Origin of the sequence: Brevundimonas sp., from assembly GCF_041648055.1 — a bacterium.
Taxonomy (GTDB): domain Bacteria; phylum Pseudomonadota; class Alphaproteobacteria; order Caulobacterales; family Caulobacteraceae; genus Brevundimonas.
Genome location: NZ_JBAZPS010000005.1, coordinates 142,864 through 166,020, shown reverse-complemented (window position 1 = coordinate 166,020; position 23,157 = coordinate 142,864). Strand labels below are relative to the sequence as shown.

Sequence of the window (23,157 nt, the reverse complement as noted above, 5' to 3'; positions counted from 1 at the left end):
CCGAACCGGTCAGGTTCTCGATCCCGCTGAAGGTATCGGTGCCGCCGTCGCCGTCGTTGCTGGCCGAACCAATGTTCAGCTGCGCGGTCACCCCGGACGCCGCCGACGAATAGTCCGCCGTGTCGATACCCGCCCCGCCGATCAGCGTGTCATTGCCCGCCCCGCCGACCAGACGGTCGTTGCCGATACCGCCCTGGATCTGGTTGTTCGAGGCATTGCCGATGCCGGTGAAGTTGCCGGTCCCGGCATAGATCAGGTTCTCGACATTGGCCCGGAGCGTGAAGCTGTCGATCCGCGCCTCGACCGTGTCGATGCCCTCGTTCGCATTCTCGACGATGGTGTCGCCCGCCTCGACCACATAGTAGTCGTCGCCTGTGCCGCCGTAGAGCTCATTGGCCACCCCGGCCCCGCCGTACAGGATGTCGTCACCGCCGAAGCCCAGCAGCACGTCACGCTGGGTCCCGCCGCGCAGCACGTTGCCGCCCGCGTTGCCCTGACCCTCGAAGCCGCCGGTGCCGACATAGGTCATGTTCTCGACATTGGCCGACAGGCGATAGCGGTCGAGGTTGGTCTGGACCAGTTCGGTGCCTTCGCCCGCCTGTTCCACAATGGTGTCGCCGACGGCCTCGACGACATAGGTGTCGTCACCCAGACCGCCGTACATCTCGTTGGCCGCACCGGTGCCGCCGTGGATCACATCGTTCCCGGCCAGGCCGATCAGCACATCGTAACCGGCTTCGCCGCGCAGGACATTGCCCCCGCCGTCGCCCAGCAGCACGTCGTTGAACGCCGAACCGGTCAGGTTCTCGATCCCGCTGAAGGTATCGGTCCCGCCGTCACCGTCGTTGCTGGCCGAACCAATGTTCAGCTGCGCCGTCACGCCAGCCGCCGCCGACGAATAGTCCGCCGTGTCGATCCCGGCTCCGCCGTTCAGCGTATCATTGCCCGCCCCGCCGATCAGACGGTCGTCACCGTCGTTGCCTGACAAGATGTCCGAACCAGCTCCGCCATCAAGGACGTCGCTCTCTATCGTACCGTCCAGGATATCGCCGGTTGCCGTGCCATTGATGATGTTGGGGCCCAGGGGGGCACCAGCTATATCGAATAAGCCATCATTGAACCGCAGCCGTTCGATGTTTGTAAGTGTGTCTGTCCCGTCTGGGCCCGTCACCGTTGTGACGCCATCGACGGTGGATAGGGTATATGCTGATCTCGGGCCATTGAAGACGGCGACATCAGCACTGCCAGTACCGCCGTCTAGCCGATCGTTGCCTGCCCCTCCGATCAGAATGTCATTGGCCGCGCCGCCGTTAAGCACATTTGCTGCATTATTGCCTGTCAAGTGATCCGCAAAAGACGAGCCGGTCAGGTTCTCGATATCGAAAAAGACGTCCGTGCCACCGTCCCCATCATCGGTTGCACGGTTACTGGTCAGGCTGGCCGTCACGCCGGCATAGGCCAGTGCGTAGTCGGCGGTATCGGAACCAAGACCGCCTTCCAGCCTGTCGTTTCCGACACCCCCAACCAGCACATCGTTTGCGCGCCCGCCGATCAGAACATCATCACCGCCAAAGCCTTCGAACTTTGCGCCCGCGCCTCCGTCGTCACCCGCGCCCACGGAGATGCGGTTCGCGCCGTTGTCGCCCTGAATGAACCGCTGGCCGGCCCCCGTGATCTCGATGACTACGTCTTCGACGGTGCGTACCGCGATTTGTGTGTCCGAGACATAGCCGAAACTGGTCGACAATCGCAGCATGACCCGGCTTCCGGACAGCACGAGGCTGTCGTGGCCCGCATCACCATCGACGATGATGTTATTGTTGCTGTAGACGGAGCTAGGCAAGCCGGCCGCGACAATCATCCGGTCGTCGCCGTTTCCGCCAGACAGTCGATCGCCACGCCAGCCGTAAAGCTGATCCGAACCGTCGCCGCCCTGCAGAAAATCAGTCCCCGTGCCGCCGCGCAAGAAGTCGTTACCGGAACCCCCGCTTATCTCGGTCGCCAGTTCCATCGCCGACAAGTCGATGCGATCGTTTCCAGAACCCGAGATGACGCCATAAATGTTCTTAAAGGTGTCCTGTCCGATCGTGAATCGGCTCCTCAGCACGGTGCCATCAATAGTCAGATCGACAGTCGCTGCGCTGTAGTCGAGAGTGTCGAACCCCAAATAGCCGTCGTAAATGGAGCCCGTGGTGCCAATCTCGGCACTGCCGATGAATGTATCGTCTCCCAGACCTCCGAAGACCGTGACCCGCCCGCTCCCGGCGCTGATCCAGTCGTCACCGCCGCCAGCATAGATGGTATCGCCACCACCCATCCCGTAAATCACGTCTGCGCCATCGCCGCCTCGCAGAATTTCGCGCGCTGCCGTTCCGACGAGAACGTCAACCACCGGAGTGCCCTCCAAACTGGAGGGCAGCGGGACGCCATCGATGCCCGTGATCATGTCGGCGAACCGAAGATGCTCGATACCAGTCAGTGTATCCACACCGTCCGGCCCGGTTACCGTGGTTACGCCCGCGGCGTTTGTCACGATCGTGTACGCCGAGCGGGCGGCGGAAAAAACAGCCGTGTCGGTGTCGTAATCGCCGTTCAAGCGGTCGTTCCCAGCCCCGCCGATCAGGATGTCGTCGCCGCCGGAACCCCAGAGCTCGTCGTTGCCTTCGCCCCCGTCGAAGCGGTCGTCATATTGATCCCTACCTGAAATGTAGTCGTCGCCACCCAGGCCAAAAATTACGCCGGATGCAGGCGGGGACAACTGATCACGTCCTTCAGTCGCGTAGACGATGATGCTTCCGTTCATGTCTCGCCCAATCAGCAAGTCGAGGAAGAGGCTGACAGATTGTTGAGACGATCCGGTGTAGTTATAGAAAAAGAAGCCATCCGAAGTCGGACTGTAGCCTGTAACTCCACGCACGACGATCGTATCGCCTTCGGCCGGGTTGAAGTCGAAGATGCGATCATAGGTGACGCTGGACACATCGATTTCGAAACGATCAGCGCCGGCTCCGCCGACCATGTAGTCGTCACCGGCCCCTCCGCTCAGAATGTCATTACCGGACCCACCATGAAGCTGGTCATCACCTGCATCGCCATTCAGACGGTCTGATTCCGCACCACCTTCCAGAATGTCGTTGCCGTCAGCGCCTGACAGGACGTCGGCACCGTCAAGGCCGCGCAGCATGTCGTTCAGTATTCCGCCTGTCAGGTTGTCGCTGCCTGCATTCCCGGACTGTATCAGGGGCGCAACCGGTGGCTGGCCAGACACGATCGGCGTGGCTGATGCTGTCGGTGCCTGCGAGCGTCCGGTGACCTCGCTCGGCAGGTTTGCTGAAAACTGCAGCACTCCCGGGTTGAGATTAGCAACCAGAGCATTAAGCACCAACAGGCTATCCGTAGCGGAGAAGACGATCAGGACGTCCGAGCCCTGCTGCTGGATCGACTGCCATGCGCTGTGGCCTGCAACCCGAATGCGGTCGCCCGCCGCGGCGCTGAAATCGGTGATGACGTCCGCCCCGGACCCGGCGTAAAAGATGTCGGCACCCGCGCCGCCCGTCAGAGTATCATTATCTGCTCCGCCGCTGAGGTGATCCGCGCCTGCGCCACCGCTGATGACGTCGGCACCCCGGCCTGTGTAGATGCGATCATCCCCGTCTCCTCCGTCTATCCCGCCGCTCTGAAGGCCGAGACGCCCCTCATAGACGTCGTCGGAGCCACCCAGATCGATGTGACCTGTGATAAGCCCGTCGTTGAACAGCGTGGATTGCTCTTCGCCCAGATCGACCAGGCCGCGAAGTTCACCCGTATTGACGATGATGGACTTCTGGTTCTCGGGCGTTGTCACCGCCGGTACGTTGCGCAACGCGTAGTCGGCTTGCACGATGCCGCTATTGAAAATTCTGCCGACGAACAGGGACCCAAAGGCCATGCCGATACTGTCCATCGCGGCGGTTGAGTCACTGACAATGATGCTGCCGCTGTTCACGAAGGCATTGGGTGAGGGGTGATCATCCAGTTTGACGCTTACGCCGATACTCGCCTGGCCACCCACCACGACGATTTCGCCGGAGTTCCAGACGTCCTGGCTTCCGATGCGGGCCTCAACACCTGTCGCGCTGAGGCCTGCGTTGATCTCTATACGTCCGGAGTTGCTGAACTGCTGCAAGGGCTGGATGCCCAGAACATGGCCTTGCCCGGTGACGCGGATTAGCCCTGCATTGAAGACCTCTTCGATCTGATAGATGCCGAAAACGTTCGTGCTACCACCTGCTGTAACCTCGAGCCTGCCGCCGGCCCGGTTCACAAAAGGATCAAACAGGACGTTCTCGTCGTTCCCTAAAATGCCATACAGATTAGCCTGGTCCGACAGCCCCTGAACCACGATATGGCCACTGTTGAACAGGGCCGGCTGGGGGCGGGCATCGACGGCTTCGAGCACGATGCCGGCGTCATAAAGGGTTGGCCGCGCGATGATGACGGTTTCGTCATCGCCGATCTCCAGTAGCTGATTGACGTTTAGAGTTGACGTGGGGGTTGGCGTTGGCTGTTGCGGCAGTGCGTCATTCGCAAAGACGATCGAGTCGTTCAGCGCGACCGCCGTCACATTGCGTACCAGGATGGAATCCGTAGCGGACAGGACGATCAGTACGTCTGCCCCGACCTGCTGGATCGACTGGGCGGCGGAATAACCATGAATCGACAACTGGTCACCCGAAGGACCTGTCTCGAAATCGGTAATGATGTCGCCGCCGTCATTGAGGTTGAACACAAAGGTGTCCCGACCGGTCCCGCCCGTCAGGACATCGTTGCCCTGGTCTCCGAACAGAATGTCGTCCCCCTTGCCGCCCGACAGGATGTCTGCACCGGAGTTGCCCTCCAGGACATTGTCGCCGGCGTCTCCTGTCAGGGTGTCGGCGAAGACGCTGCCTTGAACCGCCTCGAAGTTGCGAATGGCATCGTTGCCGGCGGATTGAGCCGTCCCGGCGGAAAGATCCGCGATTACGCCCGCGCTGGATGTCAGATACGACAACACATCGTGGCCTTCGCCACCGTCGAGGGCGTCGCTGCCGCGACCGCCGTCGATGAAATCGTCGCCCGCGCCACCAAAGATGGCGTCGGCCCCCTCTTCGCCGAACAGATAGTCGGACAGGTTTCCGCCGATCAACCGATCGTTGTCGTTGCCACCGAAAACGCCGCCGGTTGCGACACTGTTGCCGGTGCCGTCGTAGATGTCGGCGTCGGAGCCTAGGTCGACGTAGCCATCTATGGTGCCGCTGTTGCGCACCTCGTCGAGACCGGCACCCAGGATGATGCCCCCCCGTATGATGCCGGAGTTCAGCACGTGCTCGCGCGACAGCTGCATGGCCGTGTCGTCGATCAAGATGGCGATGTCGGCCTCGATCAGACCGCTATTGACATAGGTCTGGAGGCCATTGCCGCGCGCGAAAGGCGAAGCGGTGTTTACGGCGGTAAAGGCGATGCTCAGCGCCCCTTCACCTGTTGCGATCGCCCGGATTGTGCCGCTGTTCGTGAAGCTGCCGTTTGCATCCAGGACGACCCCGATAGCCCCCTGAGTCCCGCGTGCTTCGATCAGGCCGCTGTTCGCAAGGGTGGCATTCAGAGCGCTGTTGATGCCGAAAGCGAACGCGCCGTCGGCAAGGATTTCGCCGCTATTGGAAATCGTGACAGCGGCGCGTTGTGGAGCCGACGTCAAGATCGGAGTGTTTGCGACGTGTACGCCTTGCGCCAGATTGCCGGCAGTGACGCGGATCGTGCCCGAGTTGTCGAGATCCCAATTCGTGGATCGGGGAGCGGCACCAGTCGCGTCATACTCCGATGAAACGTCAATCAGCCCCTGGTTCGTCAGATCGGCGCTGCCTCGCGTTCCGATCGCGCCTGCAGCACCGTCATTGATGACCCGCAACACCCCTGTGCTACCGTTGAGGAAGCGACCATATTCCTGAAACACGCCGAAGTTCAGTGCGCTGTCATCCGGCGGGCCCTGAACGATGAGGGTCCCGAAGTTCGACAGGCCGCCGTTTGTCCCACCGATGGAATAGGCGGCGTCCTGAGTAAACACGTGGGTGGTTCCAGCCTCAACCAGGAACGGACCCAATCCAACCACTGGCCCGCCCGCTGGAACAGGCGCTGGCGTTGGAGCGGGTCCCGGCATCAGGCGGATGGCCTGCGGGAAGGCCGCCACGGTCGCAGTGTCCAGGTATTCGAGAATGATTTCTGACCCGTCGGGGAAGACCAGCGTCGCCCAACCCTGAGCACCGACATCGAGGCGGGGCATGGTCGTGAAGCCATACAGTTCAATCACATCACCTGCGGCGGGATTGAAGTCGGAGATACGATCCGGATTTCCACCTATCCCGCCCGTTTGGGGTGCCACCGTATCGCCGGGTGTGAAGATGAATCGGTCTGCCCCACCGCCGCTGCGGATATAGTCTGCGCCCGTTCCGCCCCATATGATGTCGTTCCCGGCGCCCCCATCCAGGAAATCGTCTCCGCCTCCCCCTTCGAGCCATGCGCCCAAGGGATCGGCAATGAGCCGGTCGTTACCATTCAGGCCAAAGACCGCGCCTCCGTTGAGGCTGTACAAGGTTTCAGAGCGCCAGCTCCCTCTCGTGACGGTGCGATCGCCCGGCGATGGCGGCACGTACATTGGGTCCGCGAATGGTTCGGTGGACAGCGTCTGACGCCACGACAGTGTCGTTTCCACGGATCGAAACGCCGAAGGTGAAGCCTCCGGCAACAGCCGATCAACCAGACCCAGATAGCGCATTTCAGCCCCCAAATCGCAGGCCTGTTGGATACCGTGGTTCCGCTAGGCTTTGCAATCAGAAGGAAAGTCTTACCGCCCGAACTTCTGGAACTTGATCCGGTGCGGGATCAGGCTTTCGACGCCCAGGCGACGCTTCTTGTCTTCCTCATAGGCTTCGAAGTTGCCCTCGAACCATTCGACGTGGCTGTCGCCCTCGAAGGCCAGGATGTGGGTGGCCAGGCGGTCCAGGAACCAGCGGTCGTGGGAGATGACCACGGCGCAGCCGGCGAAGCCTTCGAGGGCTTCTTCGAGGTTCTGGAGCGTCTCGATGTCCAGGTCGTTGGTCGGTTCGTCGAGCAGCAGCAGGTTGCCGCCGGTGGCCAGGGTCTTGGCCAGGTGCACGCGGTTGCGCTCACCGCCCGACAGTTGGCCGACCTTCTTCTGCTGGTCGCCGCCCTTGAAGTTGAAGCTACCGACATAGGCGCGGGTGTTGATCTCGCGCTTGCCGACCATCATCACGTCGGTGCCGCCGCTGATCGCCTGCCAGATGGTCTCGTCCGGCTTCAGGTCGTCGCGCGACTGGTCGACATAGGCCAGCTTGACCGTCTCGCCGACCTTGATGGAGCCGGCGTCGGGCTGTTCCTGGCCCGTGATCAGGCGGAACAGGGTCGACTTACCCGCACCGTTGGGGCCGATGACGCCGACGATGCCGTTGGGCGGAAGCTTGAACGACAGGTCTTTGAACAGCAGCTTGTCGCCATAGGATTTCTGCAGGCCCTCAGCCTCCAGCACCACATTGCCCAGGCGCGGGCCGGGCGGGATCTGGATGACGGCGTGGGTCTGGGCCCCGCGCATGCTTTCCTGCTCGTCCACCATCCGTTCATAGGCGGCCAGACGGGCCTTGGACTTGGCCTGACGGGCCTTGGCACCGGAGCGGACCCACTCCAGTTCGCGGGTCAGGGCGCGCTGGCGGGCTTCGGATTCCGACTGCTCCTGCACGACGCGCTTGGTCTTGGCTTCCAGCCAGCTAGAGTAGTTGCCCTCGTGCGGGTGGCCCTTGCCGCGGTCCAGCTCCAGCGTCCACTTGGTCACCAGGTCCAGGAAGTAGCGATCGTGGGTCACCAGGATCACGCAGCCGGGGAAGGCCTCCAGGTGATGCTGCAGCCAGGCGACGCTTTCGGCGTCGAGGTGGTTGGTCGGTTCATCCAGCAGCAGCATGTCGGGCTTGCTGAGCAGCAGGCGGGCGAGCGCGACGCGACGCTTCTCACCCCCGGACAGATTGGTCACCGCCCAGTCGTCGGGCGGGCATCGCAGGGCGTCCATGGCCATTTCGATGCGGCTGTCGATGTCCCAGACATCGCCGGCGTCGATCTTTTCCTGAAGGGCGGTCATCTCCTCCATCAGCTCGTCGGAATAGTTCTCGGCCATTTCCATGGCGATGGCGTTGAAGCGGTTGACCCACTGCTTCTCTTCACACCAGGCCTCGACGTTCTCGCGGACGTTCAGGCTGTCGTCGAGCTGGGGTTCCTGCTCCAGATAGCCGCGCTTGATCCCGTCGGCGGCACGGGCCTCGCCGTTGAACTCGGTGTCCAGGCCGGCCATGATCTTCAGCAAGGTGGACTTGCCCGAGCCGTTGACGCCGACCACGCCGATCTTGGCGTCGTTGTAGAAGCTCAGCCAGATGTTCTCGAAGATCTTCTTGCCGCCGGGAAAGGTCTTGGTCAGACCCTGCATCTGGAAAATATATTGCTGCGCCATGAGGTGCGTCGCGCCCTGTCGTTCGATCGGATGGGGAGATAGGCGCGGGATGTAGCGACCCCAGCGCCGGGTGGCAAACGTCTAGCGGCCGGGCAGGGCGGTTTGAAGGCGCGATCGCCTACCAGCGAAAGACCAGTTTGCCGATCAAGGCTCCGATGGCCACGGCGATCGCCATGCCCAGAGTGTACCAGACCGCTACAAAGGACGCCGTATGCTCCGGGCAATGCAGGCCGTACAGCGTCGTGGCTAGCGCGGCAGTCAGCAACCCTGCGGCAGCCCCGGCCAGCATGGGCCGGGTCGGAGCGAATGCGCGCGCGGCCCAGAAGACGAAGGGGGCCGCGATCAGGCTGAGCAGGACGATGTTTGGAGCACAGACGCGGGCGCTGTCACCCATGACGGCGGGCATACGATCCGGCATGGGCATAGCGACCAGCTCATAGGCGGCCAGTCCCAGAACACCGGCCAGGATCAGGCCTAGCACGAGAAGAGGCGCTCGCGCACTGACGCCGGGGCGACCGAGACGGTCCAGCAGCCAGAATCCAGCTATGGCCAAGGCGATTGTGTAGGCCGCCTTGGCCCAGAAGGTCGGTCCCCGCATAGCCAGCATCAGGTCGGCGCGAAAGCCTAGCCACAGTCCCACGGCGATCAGAACAAGCACGGCGGCGGGAACCAGCCACAGCAGCAGACGGCGCTCCGGCCGTCGCGCAGGGGGCAGGTCGGCCGACAGGGCGGTGATCAGGTCGTCAGTCTTCATCGGAAATCCCTTCGCTCACTGCAGAGGGCGCAAATCGGGCGGTGAGGGTCTTCAGGCTGCGGTGCACGCTGACCTTGGCGGCCGCAATAGAATAGCCGTGGCGTTCTGCGGCCTCGGCAACCGACAGGCCCTGAATGCGGATGTCCTCGATCAGGTGCCGCTGGCGCACCGGCAGCAGAGCCAATACCCGGGTCAAATCGTGTCTTGCAGCGCCATCCTCGACGGTGTGATCGGCGAACAGGTCGCCTGCGTCGTCCAGCGGTGCGGTCGGACGGCGTCCCTGGCGTCGCAGGTGATCGATCAGCTTGTGGCGGGCGATCGAGAAGGCCCAGGCAGTAAAGGGCTGGCTCGTATCCCAGGTCGCACGCTTGGCGTGGATGGCGATCAATGTCTCCTGCACCAGGTCCTCGGCGTCAGCCGCTCCGTCGTAAAGGCGTCGTGTGAAGAACGGCCTCAGATGGCCGCCCATATCCGTCAACAGCACGCGCCAGGCCCCCGCGTCACCCGCAAGGCCACGCAGCATCAAGGCTTTCAAATGGGTTTCGCGATCTGTCACGTCTTGGGGTCCATACGCGCGCGATAAGCAAAGGGTTACAGCCTGTTTGTCGAAAAGCCGACGCGATTTTTTCCAGCGTGGCTGTAACCGCCCGGTGAGCTCAGGCGAATGGGGAGGTGTGACCGGACGACCGGCCACCACCCTTTCAATGGAGCCTTCTGATGAATGCCAAGACCCTGACCTCCACCGGCCTGGTCGCCGTCGCCCTGGCCGCCGGTGCCAGCGCCGCCTACGCCCAGTCGACCCAGAACAACAACCGCCAGGCCCCGGCCCCGGCCGTCGAGAAATGCTATGGCGTCGCCATGGCGGGCAAGAACGACTGTGCCGCCGGCCCCGGCACGACCTGCGCCGGCACCTCGGTGCGCAACTATCAGGGCAACGCCTGGAAGAACGTCCCGCGCGGCACCTGCACCTCCATCCGCACGCCGGCGGGCAATGGTTCGCTGACCCCGATCAACCGCTGATCGGATCAGGCGAATGACCCACAGGCCGGCTGCGGTTCCCCCTTCTGCCCCCACGGCGGGGCTTGGGCTGAAATCCGTGCATTACGAAGAAGCCCTGGCCGCGTCGGCGGCCGGTCTGTGGTTCGAGGTCCATGCGGAAAACTATATGGTCGACGGCGGGCCCCGGCTCGCCTGGCTGAATGCCATCCGTCAGGACAAGCCGCTGTCCCTGCACGGGGTCGGCCTGTCGCTGGCGGGCGACCAGCCGCCGGATGAGGATCATCTGGCGCGGTTGAAGGCCCTGACCGACCGATTCGAGCCGTTCGTCGTGTCCGAACATCTGGCCTGGTCGCGGCGGGGCGAGGTCTATCATCCCGATCTGCTGCCCTTCGTGCGCAGTCGCGCCATGCTGGACCAGATCTGCGCCAACGTCTCGCGCACCCAGGACGTGCTGGGGCGGCAGATTCTGATCGAAAATCCCTCCCACTATCTGGACCTGCTCGGCCACGAGATGTCGGAGCCGGAGCTGCTGGGCGAGATGGTCCGGCGCACGGGCTGCGGCCTGTTGCTGGACATCAACAACGTTCATGTCAGCGCCAACAATCTGGGCACCTCGGCCCTCGACTATCTGAATGCCCTGCCGGTCGAGGCGATCGGCGAAATCCATCTGGCCGGTCATGACCCCGACCCGGAGCACGGCGAGCGACTGCTGATCGACAGCCATGCCGCCCCGGTCTCCCAGCCGGTCTGGGCGCTCTATGCCCGCACCATCGCCCGTATCGGGCCGCGGCCGACGCTGATCGAGCGCGACGACAACCTTCCCGCCTTTGGCGATCTCATGATCGAGCGGGACCGCGCCGATGCCGTGCTGGTCGCCGTTGAGGAGGCGCTGCGTGCCTGAGGATTTCCACCGCGCGCTTGACGCCGCGATTATCGGATCGGATCAAACGCTTATGCCCTGGCTGGCAGGCGAGGATGCCGGATTGGCCATCTATCGCAACACGGTCGCCAAGGGGCGAGCCGATGCCCTGGCAGGTCTGTTCCCCACGGTCCAGCGGCTGGTCGGGGAGGACTGGTTTCGTGACGCCGCCCTGATGTTCGCCGCCGAACATCCACCGACCAGCCCAGTTCTGGACGACTATGGGCAGGCGTTTCCGGCCTGGCTGACCCGGTTTGAACCTGCGCAATCCCTGTCTTATTTGCCGCCTGTCGCGCGGATGGATCTGGCCTGGAGCCGGGCCCATCGGTCAGCCGATGCGCCTGTAGCGACAGCCGAAGGCTTGGCCGGGCGCGATCTGTTTGGCTCCCGCGCAACGCTGCATCCCTCGGTCCAGCTGTTCTGGTTCGACTGGACCGCACCGTCGATCTGGCTCGCCAATCGACCGGATGCGAACCCGGATGATGTCGTCGACTGGACAGACAGCCCAGAAGGCCTGGTCATCCATCGCCCCGATCTGACGGTGCTTCATCGCCGGCTATCGCGCGCGGAATGGCTGTTCCTCGACGGCTGCCGCCGCGACCTGCCGCTGGGCCGGGTGGCTCTGGAGGTCCAGGGGCAGGCCCTCGACACCGACATCGCCCGCCTTTTCTCCGGCCTGCTGAGCGCAGGCCTGTTCACCCACCTGATCTGAAAGTCCGCCCATGACCGACACCGCCGCCCATACTGCCGTGCGTCCCCAACTGGCCTTCGTTCCCGACCTGATCACGCGCCTGCTTCCGGCCTCCGTCATCAGCCTGATCATCCGGGTCGCCATCGCCGCGGTCTTCTTCCTGTCCGGCCGCACCAAGGTCGAGGGGCTGCTCGATATCACCGACGGCACCTACAGCCTGTTCGCCACCGAGTATCAGCTGCCGCTGATCCCGAGCGACATCGCCGCGCATCTGGCCACCTATTCGGAGCATCTTTTTCCCATCCTGATCGTGCTGGGACTGATGACGCGGTTTTCGGCCCTGGCCCTGCTGGGCATGACGCTGGTGATCCAGGTCTTCGTCTATCCGCTCGGCTGGCCGACCCACCTGCTGTGGGGCGCGCTGCTGCTCTATCTGGTCCGTTTCGGCGCGGGCCCGCTCAGCTTGGACCGGGTACTGAAATGGCCTTGAAATTGGGTAGCTGGCGCAATCAGATTGCCTGCGCGGCTAAGGCCTGGCCGGAAGGACCGCCTTCAGCGCTCGGGTGAAGCCGCTCGGCGCGACGGTCAGGTGGTCTTCGTCGTCCAGCACTTCGCTGGTCAAGGTCAGGCTCCGGTAATTGCGCGACCGGAGGCGCTGCTCGAAACGCACATTGTCTCCGACCATGTCGTAGCGCGTGTTAAGGCGACCCGATCCCGGAAACTCGTGCTCGCCGATATACATGTGGACCCGCGCCGGAAGGTCCGTGTGGGCGCGGGCATATTCAGTTTCAGTCCGCATCATCGCGTAGTCGCCGAACCAGAAGGACGGACTGCCCAGAATGTAGCCATCGAACAGCTCCGGCTCGCTGAACAGGATCTGCGCCCCCAGCAGCCCGCCATAGGAGTGGCCCAAGAGGATGCGGCGCGCTGGGTCCGCCCGGAAGCGGTCCTCAATGAAGGGGAGGGCCTGAGTTTTCAGATAGGCCTGATAGGCCACGCCGCCGCCCGTGCGGTCGTTGATACGGACGGGCGTGTAGTCGCGAGTGCGGCTGCTCATGCCGCTTTCGCCCGCAGCGTAGGACAGGCCGACCAGGATGAACTCCTCGATCACCGGTCCATCCAGATTCACCCGTCGGGCGATCTGGCGGATGATGGGGAAGGCATAGTCGGCGTCGGTGACATAGAGGACCGGATAACGGCGATTGGGCTCGGTGTCATAACTGGCGGGCAGGCTGACGAAGACCTCATAGTCGCGGCCCGAGACAGGGTCGGGCACCGACCAGACCTGGGTGCCCTTCAGCACATAGGGCGCGCCCCCGGCGGCGGATTCGGCGGTGGTTTGGGCGTCCGCACGCTGGCCGCAGCCCGCTGCGAGGCTCGCAGCCAACAAAATCGCTAGCAGTGTCAATCCCCGCATGGAGGCCCCCTTAAGCTTCACCAGAAGGGCAGACTTCAGGGCGAATGCGGCGCTGACAGGGCGATCAGGCGTAGTTGAAGCTGATCGAGATGCGCTCGCTCTTTGCCGCATTGACCGGCACCTCATGCCTCAGCCAGCTTTCCCACATCAGGACCGTGCCTGCGCGGGGGGCTAGGTATACGAAGGGGCGCTCCGCCTCGGGGGCGTCGGCGTGGACGCCCGGACGGGCCATCATCATGGGCAGGCGGGGGTCTTCCAGCTTCAGGGCCGAGGCTCCGTCCGGAACTTCGACATAGATGGTGCCGCTCAGGAAGGCGTGGGGGTGGATGTGGCCGGTATGGCTGCCGCCGGGCCTCAGGATATTGACCCACAGGCTGTCCAGCCTGGGCTTGCGGGCCAGGTCGAAGCTCAGGGCCCTGGCATAGGCAACGGCGTGGCGATCCAGATGCCGCTTCAGGTCGGCGAACTCCGGCAGGCGCTGGGGCAGGTCGGTCAGGGAGCCGTAGGAGGTATAGCCGCGGTAACCGTGCGCCTTGCACCAGGCCCGGCCGGCGTGATCTTCGACCGCCAGCACGCGGCAGGCTTCGGTCAGTTCGGCGTTGAAGACGTCGAAGCCGGGCGTGTCGGCCAGACTGGCCTCGTAAACCTGGGTGACGAAGAGGGGGCGCAGGGACATAGCACCGCTTTAGACGAAGCGGTCACCTATCAGAAGGCCTAGGCTAGAAGGGGAGGGTGGCTTCGCCACGCAGGATCGCCTCGGCCTCGGGCGTATGCTTGGCCCCGCTCCGGTCGTGCAGGATCAGGGGCGGCAATAGACGCAAGGGCGCGCGACCGGTCTTGATCGCCTGGACCAACACACGTTTGGCGGGCTCGTCCGCATGCGGGTGGATGCCCCTGACCGCGAACGAGCCGGCCTTTTCGCCGAGAAGTGCCAGCAGGTCCGCCAGCCGATCCGCCCGGTGGATGACGACGATCCGTCCACCCTCGCGCACGGCCTTCAGCAGGAAATGCGTCCAGGCCCGCAGACCGTCGTCGGCCATCCAGGCGTCGCGCTTGCCCGGTGCCGGAGCACGCAGGGCGGCGGGATCGTCGAAGAAGGGCGGATTGCTGATGGCCCAGTCGAACGGTGGGAGGTCCAGCGCGCGAAAGCCTGTGGCGACATCGCCCGTGACAATGTGTGCCGGGGCGCTGTTCAGGCTCGCGTTCTCGCGCGCGAGTTCCACCATCGTGGTATCCCGTTCAAGCCCGACCAGCGTCATCTCAGGCTGACGCGCGGCAATCTGCATCAGTGCGCCGCCAGCCCCGCAGCCGGCCTCGATCAGGCGTTCGCCGGGCCTGCCCGCAACGGCGGCGGCCAACAGGGCGGCGTCCATGCCCGCGCGATAACCCCTGGCCGGCTGGCGCAGCCGCACCCGCCCGCCCAGCAGGGCGTTCTCGACGATCTCGGCCGTCAGGTGTGGCGGTGGTGCGACGGTCACGCGGCTTGACCCTTTCTTGGCCGATCACCATTGTGCGGTGCGTCGTCGTCAGGCAAGGCGGCGTCAGGATTTTCCGGCGCGATCCACTATCGCGCCATGCCGCACGAGTAAGCAGTTGGACGTTGTCACCCTGGCAGACCCCCACGTGAAGGGTGACGTCGAGCCCCTGGTTCGGCTGGCGCACGCCGACATGGCGGCGGTCGATCGGCTGATCGTGGCCCGCATGCAGTCGCAGGTGCCGGTCATTCCCCTGCTGGCCGAGCACATCGTGGCGGCGGGTGGCAAGCGTCTGCGTCCTCTGCTGACCGTGGCGGCCGCTCGGGCGGCAGGGGCGGCGGGCGACATTGAGGCCCCCGTCAAGCTGGCGGCAGCGGTCGAGTTCATCCACACGGCGACCCTTCTGCATGACGACGTGGTCGATGCGTCCCAGCTGCGGCGCGGCAAGGTCGCGGCGCATCTGATCTGGGGGGCACCGTCCAGCGTTCTGGTCGGCGACTTTCTGTTCGCGCGCGCCTTCGAACTGATGGTCGAAACGGGCCAGATGCGGGCGCTCGGCATTCTGGCGCGGGCCTCCAGCGTGATCGCCGAGGGCGAGGTGCTGCAACTGACCCGGGCGCACGACCTGAACCTGGATCAGGAAACCTATCTGCGCATCATCTCGGCCAAGACCGCCGAACTGTTCGCCGCTGCCGCAGAGGCCGGGGCGGTGGGTGCAGGGGCGGGCGACAAGACGGTCGAGGCGCTGCGGTCCTATGGGCTGAACCTCGGGCTTGCCTTCCAGCTGGCAGACGATGCTCTCGACTACGGTGGTTCGTCCGACGTGCTGGGCAAGAATGCGGGCGACGATTTCCACGAGGGCAAGGTGACCATGCCGCTCTTGCTGGCTGCGGCTCGCACGCGCGGTCGTGAGGACGCCTTTTGGGAGCGGACCATCAACAAGGGCGAGCGGACCGAGGACGACTTCCGGCGTGCGCGCGAGCTGATCATCGGCACGGGGTCCGTTACGACGACGCTCGACACGGCCTATGCCTATGCCGACGCGGCCAAGATCGCGCTGAAAGTCCTGCCGCAGGGCGAATGGCGCACAGCCCTGGAACAATTGGCGGATTTTGCGGTCAGCCGCGCCGCCTGATCGCGGTCAGGCGATGATATCGGGCAGGATCAGGTTTTCGATCCGTACGATCTCGTCCTTCAGCGTCAGCTTCTTGCGCTTCAGCCGGGCGATCATCAGCTGATCGGGAATGGGCATGTGTCCCAGCGCGTCGATCGAGGCCCCCAGATCGGCATGCTCCTGCTGAAGTATCTTCAGCCGGGCGGCCAGCGCCTGGTCTTCTTCGCTCAGAAACGGTTCGTCGTCGTTCATGGTGTTCCCCGGACGGGCGCTTATATCGTGCGACCGCTCAGGCCGGAAGACATTGGGCGAGACGGGTCAGTCCGGGGCGCGGAATTGACGACGACCAGCTTCTGGCGACAGCAACCAGGGCGTCGATGGGCGGACGGGCGGGGCCTGAAGGCGTGGGGCTGAGCGCTTCAAGCGCCAGCAGCAAACGGCGCTCCGCATCCAGTTCGGCGGCCTTGACCTGCCTACGGATCGCCTCCCGATCGTCGTCGTCCATATCGACGGCCTTGATCTTCAAGGCGCGGCGGACCGCTCGCAGGGGCGCGATGGCGGTTTCTTCCCAGACGCGGGCCGTATCGCAGGCCGCCTCGCGGGCATCTTGGTCCAAGGCGCGCCCTGTGGCGGCCGCCCAGGCCGTCCAAAGCAGCAGGGGCACATTCTGTCCGGCGGTGTCTTGAAGCTCCAGACAGGCGGTGGCCACGCCCGGTGCCGCATAGGCGGCCAGCACCCAGGGCCACAGGTCGGCACTTGTCTCGCTCATGCCGGGGTCGAACCCTTCAGCCCGTCCCAGCGCCGCACGGCGGACCAATCCAGCCCGAACAGGTCTAGCGCCCGCCCGACCGACTGATCGACGATGTCTTCGATGGACTTGGGCCGTGCATAGAAGGCGGGCAGGGGGGGCGCGATGATGGCCCCCATCTCGGTCAAAGCCGTCATGGTCCGCAGATGGCCCAGATGAAACGGCGTTTCGCGCACCATCAGCACCAGCGGCCGCCGCTCCTTCAGCACCACGTCGGCCGCTCGGGTCAGCAGGTTGGAGGTGACGCCCGTGGCGATTTCGCTCATCGTCCGCACCGAACAGGGGGCCACGATCATGCCCAGAGTGCGGAACGAGCCCGAGGCGATGGTTGCCCCCACATCCGCCAGTTTGTGCACCACATCGGCCCTGCCCGTCAGGTCGTCGGGCGTCAGATCGGTTTCCTGCGACAGTGTCAGCAGGGCCGCGCGGGTCACGACCAGATGGCTCTCGACCCCCAGCTCGCGCAGTGCCTCCAGAACCCGGATCCCGTAAGTCACGCCGGATGCACCGGAAATCCCGACCACCAGTCGCTGCGGTGGGTTCCGTATGGCTGTGTTCACAACTTCGGCCAATTCGGGCTCCAGGCTTCTGTCTGTCCAGTCGGTTCGGCGATCACCGGAATGTGATTCTACAGCCGGTCAAGCTGGGCGCTCACTAGTGGCGATACCGGGCCCGATGCGCAAGCGAGTGGATCGGTGCAAGGTGTCGCTATCGGTCCTTAGACATGGAGGCGAAAGCCATGACCATCGAAGCCCGTATCCGCGAACTGGGAAACCGTCACCGCAATCTGGATGAGACCATCCGGCGCGAGATCACCCACCCGGCCACGGATTCGCTTCGTGTACGTGAGCTGAAGCAACAGAAGCTCCGGCTCAAGGAACAGATTACCAGTCTGGAGGCGCGCGCCGGATAGCGGCGTCTCCGAAGTCCGAAATTGAAGACGGCCCCGGAGATCGCTCTCCGGGGCCGTTTTTCGTTTGGCGCTAGCTTCAGTCCTTGGAGCCGAATACCGATTCCGCCGTGGGCTCGGCACCGCGACGCTCGCGGGCTTCGGGCACGAACTCGTCCTCGACCGGCTCGGCCGGGGCTGCAGGTTGCAGGGTCGCGCCGCCCTTCTTGGCGTCATCCTTGGCCTTCTTGTCGGCGGCCTTCTTGACCAGTTCATCCAGGACGATCTGGCCGACCAGGCCCAGGGTCACCGGATCGACCGGCTTGATATTGGCGCTGTTCCAGTGGGTCCGGTTCCGCACGCTCTCGATGGTGGACTTGGTGGTCCCCAACAGCTTGGAGATTTGGGCGTCGGTCACCTCGGGGTGGTTGCGCACGAACCAGGCGATGGCGTCAGGGCGATCCTGGCGGCGCGAAACGGGCGTATATTTCGGCGCAGGCTTGGCGGCCTTCATCATCTCGGCGTGGCGGCTGACCACGGCCTGCATGTGATAGGTCTCGTCGTTCTGGGCCTTGTCCAGCTCTTCGCGTGTCAGTTGGCCATTGACCAGCGGATCGGCACTCCGAATGTCGCGGGCCACGTCGCCGTCGGCGATGCCGCGCACTTCCAGCGGGTGCAGACCACAGAATTGCGCGATCTGTTCGAACGTCAGGGAGGTATTGTCGACCAGCCAGACCGCAGTGGCCTTGGGCATCAGGATGTCGGTCATACGGGTATTCCGGTTCTAGGACGGGGCCAGAAAGTCGGGCTCCGGATACGACGGCGCCCGGCCTTTCGACCGGGCGTTGATGGTCTGGATATAATCGCATTCTCTGGAAAAGAAAACGAAAGCCTGCAATCTCGTACAGCCAAGGTTCATGGAGGGTATTGAACATTGCGCGCAACGGCGCGTTGGGCGTCTGTGGGTTCTGAATTTGGGAGGGTACCATGTTGCTTGAGACACTGGCCGCCATGACGATGATGTCCGGCGCTGAAATGCCGACGCAGGAGCGCGGCGCACCGCGCGGCGACTACCGCGACAGCTGTAGTGGCGAGTATGTCAATCGCGGTCGTCTGTACGCCGATTGCCGCACACGTCGGAACGATATCCGTGCCACGTCGATCGAACTGGCCCGTTGTTCTAGCTACGAGATTCGCAACACCGACGGCATTCTGACCTGCGGCCCGTATCGCGGCGACGACGAAGGCCGGCCCGGTAGTGGCGGTGGCTATCCCGGCGGTCCAGGCGGGGGATGGAACCCGGGTGGACCCGGCGGCGGCTATCCCGGTGGGCCCGGCGGCGGCTGGAATGGTGGTCGCCAGAGCATCACGGTTTACCGCGACGCCAACTATCGCGGTCAGGCGATGCAGTTCAACGGCGAGGTCTCAAACCTGCGCAATACAGGCATGAACGACGCCATCAGTTCGTTCCGCCTGCGTGGTACCTGGGAACTGTGCACCGACGCCAATTTCGGCGGGCGCTGCACAGTGTTCGATGGCGACGAAACCAATCTGGCGCGCTGGCAGCTGAACGACAGCATTTCGTCGCTTCGCCCCGCACGTCGTGGCGGCGGCGGTCGCTGGTAGACATCAGACGATCAGGACAATCTTGCCGACGTGGCCGCCCGCCTCAAGCCTGAGGTGGGCGGCTGCAGCCTCTGCCAGATCAAATGTTGCCTCGACCGGGGGGCGAACCTGTCCCGAAGCGATCCACGGCCAGGCCTTGGCCTGGATGGCTGCAATAAGTCTCGCTTTCTCGTCAGCTGGTCGCGCCCTCAGCGTCGACCCGGTCAGCACGACTCGCTTCATCATCACCGACGCCAGATCAATCTCGGCCCTGGCTCCGGTCAGGGTGGCGATAACCACCCACCGCCCGAAACGCTTGAGAACCGCCTGGTTCAAAGCCGCATAGTCCGCCCCGACCATATCCAGCACCACGTCGACGCCGCCGAAAGTGTTGATGGCGCCTTCCAGGTCATCTGCAGTCGCATCCAGGCTAAGGTCCGCACCCAGCGCCTGCGCGGCCGCTGCCTTAGCGGCTCCGCGAGACGTGGCGATTACCTTGGCACCTGCTGCCTTGGCCATCTGGATAGCGGTGACACCGATGCCGCTGGTCGCGCCGTGGATCAGCAGGGTCTCGCCCGCTTGCAGATCACCCGCCTCGAACACATTGGCGAAGACGGTGCAGACGGTCTCGGGCAGGGCGGCTGCCTGAATGAAGTCCATGCCCACCGGCATCGGCAAGGCATGGCGTGCATCGACCACTGCCATCTCGGCATAGCCCCCGCCGCCCAGAAGAGCGTAGACCCGGTCGCCGACCGACCAGCGTGTCACGCCATCACCGACCTCATCGACTTCGCCTGCAACCTCCAGTCCCAGTCCGGCTGGTGCGCCCGGTGGGGAAGGGTAGAGCCCCCGCCTTTGCAGGATATCGGGTCGGTTGACGCCCGCCGCCCGAACCCGGATGCGGATTTCGCCCGGTCCCGCCACCGGATCGGGTCGTTCGACCAGCCTCAAGGCTTCGGCTGGTCCGGAGCCGCCGTCGATGTCGATCGCCTTCATCCTGCCTGTCGTCCTTGCAAATATCCGTGTCCCGGCGTTTCCTAGTCGGTTCTGACGGCCCTGGCCAAGGAGGAGGTGAGCATGTTCGAAGACAACGAACCCCGTCCCGCACGCGGCGCATCCCTGATTGCCGTGATCCGCGAAGACCTGGATCCCTATTCGGTCGAAGACCTGCAGACGCGGATCGAGACGCTGGAAGCCGAGGTGCAGCGCTGTCGCGCCGCCATCGACGGTAAATCCAGTCAGCGCAATGCTGCGGACGCCCTGTTCAACTTTGGCCGATGACGGACCGTTTGTGGCATGGCGGTTGCAGACCATTCTCTCGCCGCGCGAAACCGTGCCGGTCGTGATACGAGTGCGCCTGTTCCATGAGTCTGACTGAAGTCATGCCGACCGACGATCCCGCCGTCTCCTCGTCCATCGCCGCGACCGGCCGCACGCGCGCCGCCGTCGTGGACGATTTCGCGCGCTCGGAGCTGTTCGACCGCACCTTCCGCGAAGGTATGGAGCTGGTTGAAGACACCGCTGCCTATCTAGATGGCGATGGGCGGCGCGAGTCGCGTCTGCTGTCACGCGCTACGGCCCTGGCCTATGCGGGCGAAAGCATGACCCTGACCACGCGTCTGATGCAGATCGCATCCTGGTTGCTGGTGCAGCGGGCTGTGCGTGAGGGAGACATGAGTGCGCTGGCCGCGTGCGATGCCCGCTACCGTCTGGCCGACCGCAAGTCGTCAGCCGAACCCAGCGATCCCGAACTACCCATCGCCCTGATCGAATACCTGGTTCAGGCTGAAAGGCTATATGATCGGGTTCTGCATCTGGACCGCCGCATGTACAGGGACGCACCCGACGAAGCGCCGGTCAATCCTGTGCAGAGCCAGATGGACCGCCTGACGGCGGCTTTCGGGCGTTAGGTCTTACGGCCCGACATCGTTGGCGTCCTTCCGCCCATCGGCCACCACGCGCGGCAGGCTTACGGCGATGCCGAGCGCTTCAGCAAGCTTGGCATCGCGGCTGTAGACGTCCTCTCGGAACGCGACCCGACCCTGACCATCGACGAAGGCTGTCCAGTACAGCAGACGTACACCGATCTCGCGGCCGGTCTGGATGCGTTTCGTTTCCCGCGTGTCCTGAGCCGTGTCGAACTCGCTCAGCAGGGCAGGGTCTGGAGCCAGCAGGATACGGGCGAACTCGACCGCACCCTGAACCCGCACACAGCCATGTGAGCGCTGGCGCATAGACAGGTTGAAGGCGGCCTTGGTCGGTGTGTCGTGCAGGAAGATGGCGTAGCTGTCGCGCAGTTCGAACTTCACATAGCCCAGGGCCGCCGTCGGCCCCGCGCGCTGGATGACATTGCCCTGGGGCGTCACATACATGTTCTGGCTGGCCAGATAGCCGGGACCACGCGGCAGGATCTCGCGCCGGGCGATGCCTGCGGGCACATACCAGGGCGGATTGGCCACGACGGATGCGAAGGGCTTCTCCAGGCTGGGTGTTTCGTTCTCCGGGCTACCAACCACGACCCGGTTGGAGTGAACGGGGCGCCCGTCCTTCCAGTAGACCATGATGGCGGCGGCCGTATTGACCTCGATCCGCTCGGGATTGACGTCGCGCTTCAGCCAGCGGCGACGTTCCAGGTTCAAGGCGATCTGGCGGGCGCGATCCTCAACCGAGGCCCCCAACGAGCGCTGCGTACCCGCACCGATGCGGCCGTCTGCGCCCAGACCATGCCGCGTCTGGAAGTTGCGCACGCCGGCCTCAATCTCGGAACTGTAGACATTGCCCGCCGACGCCAGACGCGCCCCGGCCTCCTCGCTCAGGTCGCCCTCGGCAACCAGACGCTTGATCAGAGGCTGAATACGGGCATCGCTGGTCCCCGGTTCGATCGTGCCGCCCTGACGGAAGGTGGGCCAGCCACCCGACGCGCTCAAGCGGCGATAGCGGACGTAACCTGCCGACAGGTTGGTGTAGCCGATGTCGGTCGGGGCCAGACCTTCGAACCAGTCCAGCAAGCGGTTCTGGGCCAGGGCGTCATTCAGCCCGGTGGACAGGTCGACGCGGTTTTTCTGCATCTCCCATAGATCTTCGACGTCTTCGGGACGGACGCGGCCTTCCGCCAGCACGCGGCCATAGGTCAAGGCGGCGGCGGTCGTGCGAATCTCGGCTGCGCTGCGGTCGGCGGCCAGGGCGTCGAAGTCGAAATAGTCGATGGGCGACAAACCATGGCGCTCAGCCCGCAGCGAGGCGGCCTGAAGTCCACGCAGACGATCCGCCGTCCAGACGGGACGCCAGCCGTTCAATTCATAGAAGGCACGCACGTCAGGCTGGATGGTCGCGGGCAGCCGCGCCAGTTGGTCGTTGAAGCCATTGTAGAAGGCGACGGTGGCCGGATCGCGGGTCTGTGCCTGTGCGGCCAGTCCCGTCGCCGATGCCATGGCTGTCACGGCCGCGCCCAGACCCAGTTGCCGTCGGTTCATCTCAGTCGCATCTTTCGGCCGTCGATGCGGACACAGCGTCCGCGCCACTCGACGGTCAACGCGATCATATTACTGGCGTTCCGGCCAAACAGAAAGGCGCTGGGCCGGGGCCCAACGCCTTCGTGATCTGCAGACCTCAGGGTGTGGCTTTGGCGCACACACCGGCGGGTAGGGCCTACTTCTTGATGAAGCCGGCGAACTTGTTGTTGAAGCGCGACACGCGGCCACCACGGTCCAGCATCTGCTGGTTTCCGCCCGTCCAGGCCGGGTGCGTCAGCGGATCGATGTCCAGGTTCAGGACAGCGCCTTCCTTCTGATAGGTCGAGCGCGTCTGATAGGTCGTACCATCCGTCATGGTGACGGTGATGAAATGGTAGTCGGGGTGGGTATCGGCCTTCATGGTCGTCGTCCGTTGTCTCTGGCGCGGTGACGATGCCGACCGTCGGTGCGCGAAAATGAGAAACCCGCCGTGCCTGTGACAACAGAACC

General features: G+C 64.2%; 22 protein-coding genes and 1 pseudogene. 9 read left to right on the top strand and 14 right to left on the bottom strand.

What is annotated here, in order from left to right; all coding sequences use genetic code 11:
• The 4 genes and pseudogenes from WC585_RS11890 to WC585_RS11875 form a co-directional block, all read right to left on the bottom strand.
• Positions 1-6,604, bottom strand: a pseudogene (locus WC585_RS11890) (hypothetical protein); the annotation flags it as partial.
• 252 nt (positions 6,605-6,856) lie between these two features.
• Positions 6,857-8,524, bottom strand: a complete 1,668-nt coding sequence (gene ettA, locus WC585_RS11885) for an energy-dependent translational throttle protein EttA (protein WP_292169593.1) — start codon at positions 8,522-8,524, stop codon at positions 6,857-6,859.
• A 118-nt stretch (positions 8,525-8,642) separates the two neighbouring features.
• The gene (locus WC585_RS11880) at positions 8,643-9,278 is read right to left on the bottom strand and encodes an NrsF family protein (protein WP_373258182.1); all 636 of its coding nucleotides are present in this window, start codon (positions 9,276-9,278) and stop codon (positions 8,643-8,645) included.
• Positions 9,268-9,834, bottom strand: coding sequence for a sigma-70 family RNA polymerase sigma factor (locus WC585_RS11875; protein WP_373258181.1), 567 nt, complete (start codon positions 9,832-9,834; stop codon positions 9,268-9,270). The genes WC585_RS11880 and WC585_RS11875 overlap by 11 nt, the downstream gene beginning before the upstream one ends.
• Before the next feature lie 161 nt (positions 9,835-9,995).
• Between WC585_RS11875 and WC585_RS11870 the strand changes: the two genes are divergently transcribed.
• The 4 genes from WC585_RS11870 to WC585_RS11855 are packed head-to-tail and all read left to right on the top strand — an operon-like array spanning position 9,996 to position 12,377.
• On the top strand, positions 9,996-10,298 hold the full coding sequence (locus tag WC585_RS11870) for a DUF2282 domain-containing protein (protein WP_373258180.1): 303 nt from the start codon (positions 9,996-9,998) through the stop codon (positions 10,296-10,298).
• Positions 10,299-10,311: 13 nt separating this feature from the next.
• On the top strand, positions 10,312-11,178 hold the full coding sequence (locus WC585_RS11865) for a DUF692 domain-containing protein (RefSeq protein WP_373258179.1): 867 nt from the start codon (positions 10,312-10,314) through the stop codon (positions 11,176-11,178).
• The gene (locus WC585_RS11860) at positions 11,138-11,908 is read left to right on the top strand and encodes a putative DNA-binding domain-containing protein (RefSeq protein ID WP_373258178.1); all 771 of its coding nucleotides are present in this window, start codon (positions 11,138-11,140) and stop codon (positions 11,906-11,908) included. The genes WC585_RS11865 and WC585_RS11860 overlap by 41 nt, the downstream gene beginning before the upstream one ends.
• A 10-nt stretch (positions 11,909-11,918) precedes the next feature.
• The gene (locus WC585_RS11855; protein WP_373258177.1) at positions 11,919-12,377 is read left to right on the top strand and encodes a DoxX family protein; all 459 of its coding nucleotides are present in this window, start codon (positions 11,919-11,921) and stop codon (positions 12,375-12,377) included.
• Between the two features lie 36 nt (positions 12,378-12,413).
• On the opposite strand, the gene WC585_RS11850 is transcribed toward WC585_RS11855, so the two are convergent.
• From WC585_RS11850 to WC585_RS11840, 3 genes are all read right to left on the bottom strand, one after another.
• Entirely contained in the window at positions 12,414-13,274 is an 861-nt protein-coding gene (locus WC585_RS11850; protein WP_373258176.1) for an alpha/beta hydrolase, read from the bottom strand.
• 94 nt (positions 13,275-13,368) lie between these two features.
• Positions 13,369-13,980, bottom strand: coding sequence for a TIGR02466 family protein (locus tag WC585_RS11845; protein WP_373258175.1), 612 nt, complete (start codon positions 13,978-13,980; stop codon positions 13,369-13,371).
• Between the two features lie 43 nt (positions 13,981-14,023).
• Positions 14,024-14,782, bottom strand: coding sequence for a tRNA1(Val) (adenine(37)-N6)-methyltransferase (locus tag WC585_RS11840; protein ID WP_373258174.1), 759 nt, complete (start codon positions 14,780-14,782; stop codon positions 14,024-14,026).
• Positions 14,783-14,972: 190 nt separating this feature from the next.
• Between WC585_RS11840 and WC585_RS11835 the strand changes: the two genes are divergently transcribed.
• A complete protein-coding gene (locus tag WC585_RS11835; protein ID WP_373258190.1) occupies positions 14,973-15,914 on the top strand; it encodes a polyprenyl synthetase family protein in 942 nt (313 codons plus the stop codon).
• A 6-nt stretch (positions 15,915-15,920) separates the two neighbouring features.
• Here the strand turns inward: WC585_RS11835 and WC585_RS11830 are convergent, their stop codons facing one another.
• Genes WC585_RS11830 through WC585_RS11820 form a run of 3 tightly spaced genes read right to left on the bottom strand, consistent with a single transcriptional unit; the run spans position 15,921 to position 17,261 of the window.
• On the bottom strand, positions 15,921-16,145 hold the full coding sequence (locus tag WC585_RS11830; protein ID WP_373258173.1) for a YdcH family protein: 225 nt from the start codon (positions 16,143-16,145) through the stop codon (positions 15,921-15,923).
• Between the two features lie 37 nt (positions 16,146-16,182).
• On the bottom strand, positions 16,183-16,662 hold the full coding sequence (locus tag WC585_RS11825) for a TIGR02444 family protein (RefSeq protein WP_373258172.1): 480 nt from the start codon (positions 16,660-16,662) through the stop codon (positions 16,183-16,185).
• Positions 16,659-17,261: a UbiX family flavin prenyltransferase gene (locus WC585_RS11820; protein WP_373258189.1), complete on the bottom strand. Its 603-nt coding sequence runs from the start codon at positions 17,259-17,261 to the stop codon at positions 16,659-16,661. The genes WC585_RS11825 and WC585_RS11820 overlap by 4 nt, the downstream gene beginning before the upstream one ends.
• A gap of 179 nt (positions 17,262-17,440) precedes the next feature.
• Between WC585_RS11820 and WC585_RS11815 the strand changes: the two genes are divergently transcribed.
• Positions 17,441-17,614 carry a YdcH family protein gene (locus tag WC585_RS11815; RefSeq protein WP_292169571.1) on the top strand — a complete coding sequence of 58 codons (174 nt, stop codon included), beginning with the start codon at positions 17,441-17,443 and terminating at the stop codon, positions 17,612-17,614.
• Between the two features lie 76 nt (positions 17,615-17,690).
• Here the strand turns inward: WC585_RS11815 and WC585_RS11810 are convergent, their stop codons facing one another.
• A complete protein-coding gene (locus WC585_RS11810) occupies positions 17,691-18,359 on the bottom strand; it encodes a DUF1013 domain-containing protein (RefSeq protein ID WP_373258171.1) in 669 nt (222 codons plus the stop codon).
• Positions 18,360-18,577: 218 nt separating this feature from the next.
• Between WC585_RS11810 and WC585_RS11805 the strand changes: the two genes are divergently transcribed.
• Positions 18,578-19,216 carry a beta/gamma crystallin-related protein gene (locus tag WC585_RS11805; protein WP_373258170.1) on the top strand — a complete coding sequence of 213 codons (639 nt, stop codon included), beginning with the start codon at positions 18,578-18,580 and terminating at the stop codon, positions 19,214-19,216.
• Between the two features lie 3 nt (positions 19,217-19,219).
• Here WC585_RS11805 and WC585_RS11800 read toward each other — a convergent pair whose 3' ends face one another.
• Positions 19,220-20,191 carry an NAD(P)H-quinone oxidoreductase gene (locus tag WC585_RS11800; protein WP_373258169.1) on the bottom strand — a complete coding sequence of 324 codons (972 nt, stop codon included), beginning with the start codon at positions 20,189-20,191 and terminating at the stop codon, positions 19,220-19,222.
• Positions 20,192-20,272: 81 nt separating this feature from the next.
• Between WC585_RS11800 and WC585_RS11795 the strand changes: the two genes are divergently transcribed.
• Both WC585_RS11795 and WC585_RS11790 read left to right on the top strand, forming a co-directional pair.
• Complete coding sequence (locus WC585_RS11795) at positions 20,273-20,476, top strand: DUF1192 domain-containing protein (protein ID WP_373258168.1); 204 nt, start codon at positions 20,273-20,275, stop codon at positions 20,474-20,476.
• 101 nt (positions 20,477-20,577) lie between these two features.
• Entirely contained in the window at positions 20,578-21,105 is a 528-nt protein-coding gene (locus WC585_RS11790; RefSeq protein WP_373258188.1) for a DUF1465 family protein, read from the top strand.
• Between the two features lie 3 nt (positions 21,106-21,108).
• On the opposite strand, the gene WC585_RS11785 is transcribed toward WC585_RS11790, so the two are convergent.
• Positions 21,109-22,668, bottom strand: a complete 1,560-nt coding sequence (locus tag WC585_RS11785) for a murein L,D-transpeptidase (RefSeq protein ID WP_373258167.1) — start codon at positions 22,666-22,668, stop codon at positions 21,109-21,111.
• Between the two features lie 175 nt (positions 22,669-22,843).
• The gene (rpmE, locus tag WC585_RS11780) at positions 22,844-23,068 is read right to left on the bottom strand and encodes a 50S ribosomal protein L31 (protein WP_373258166.1); all 225 of its coding nucleotides are present in this window, start codon (positions 23,066-23,068) and stop codon (positions 22,844-22,846) included.
• Between the last annotated feature and the right edge of the window lie 89 nt (positions 23,069-23,157).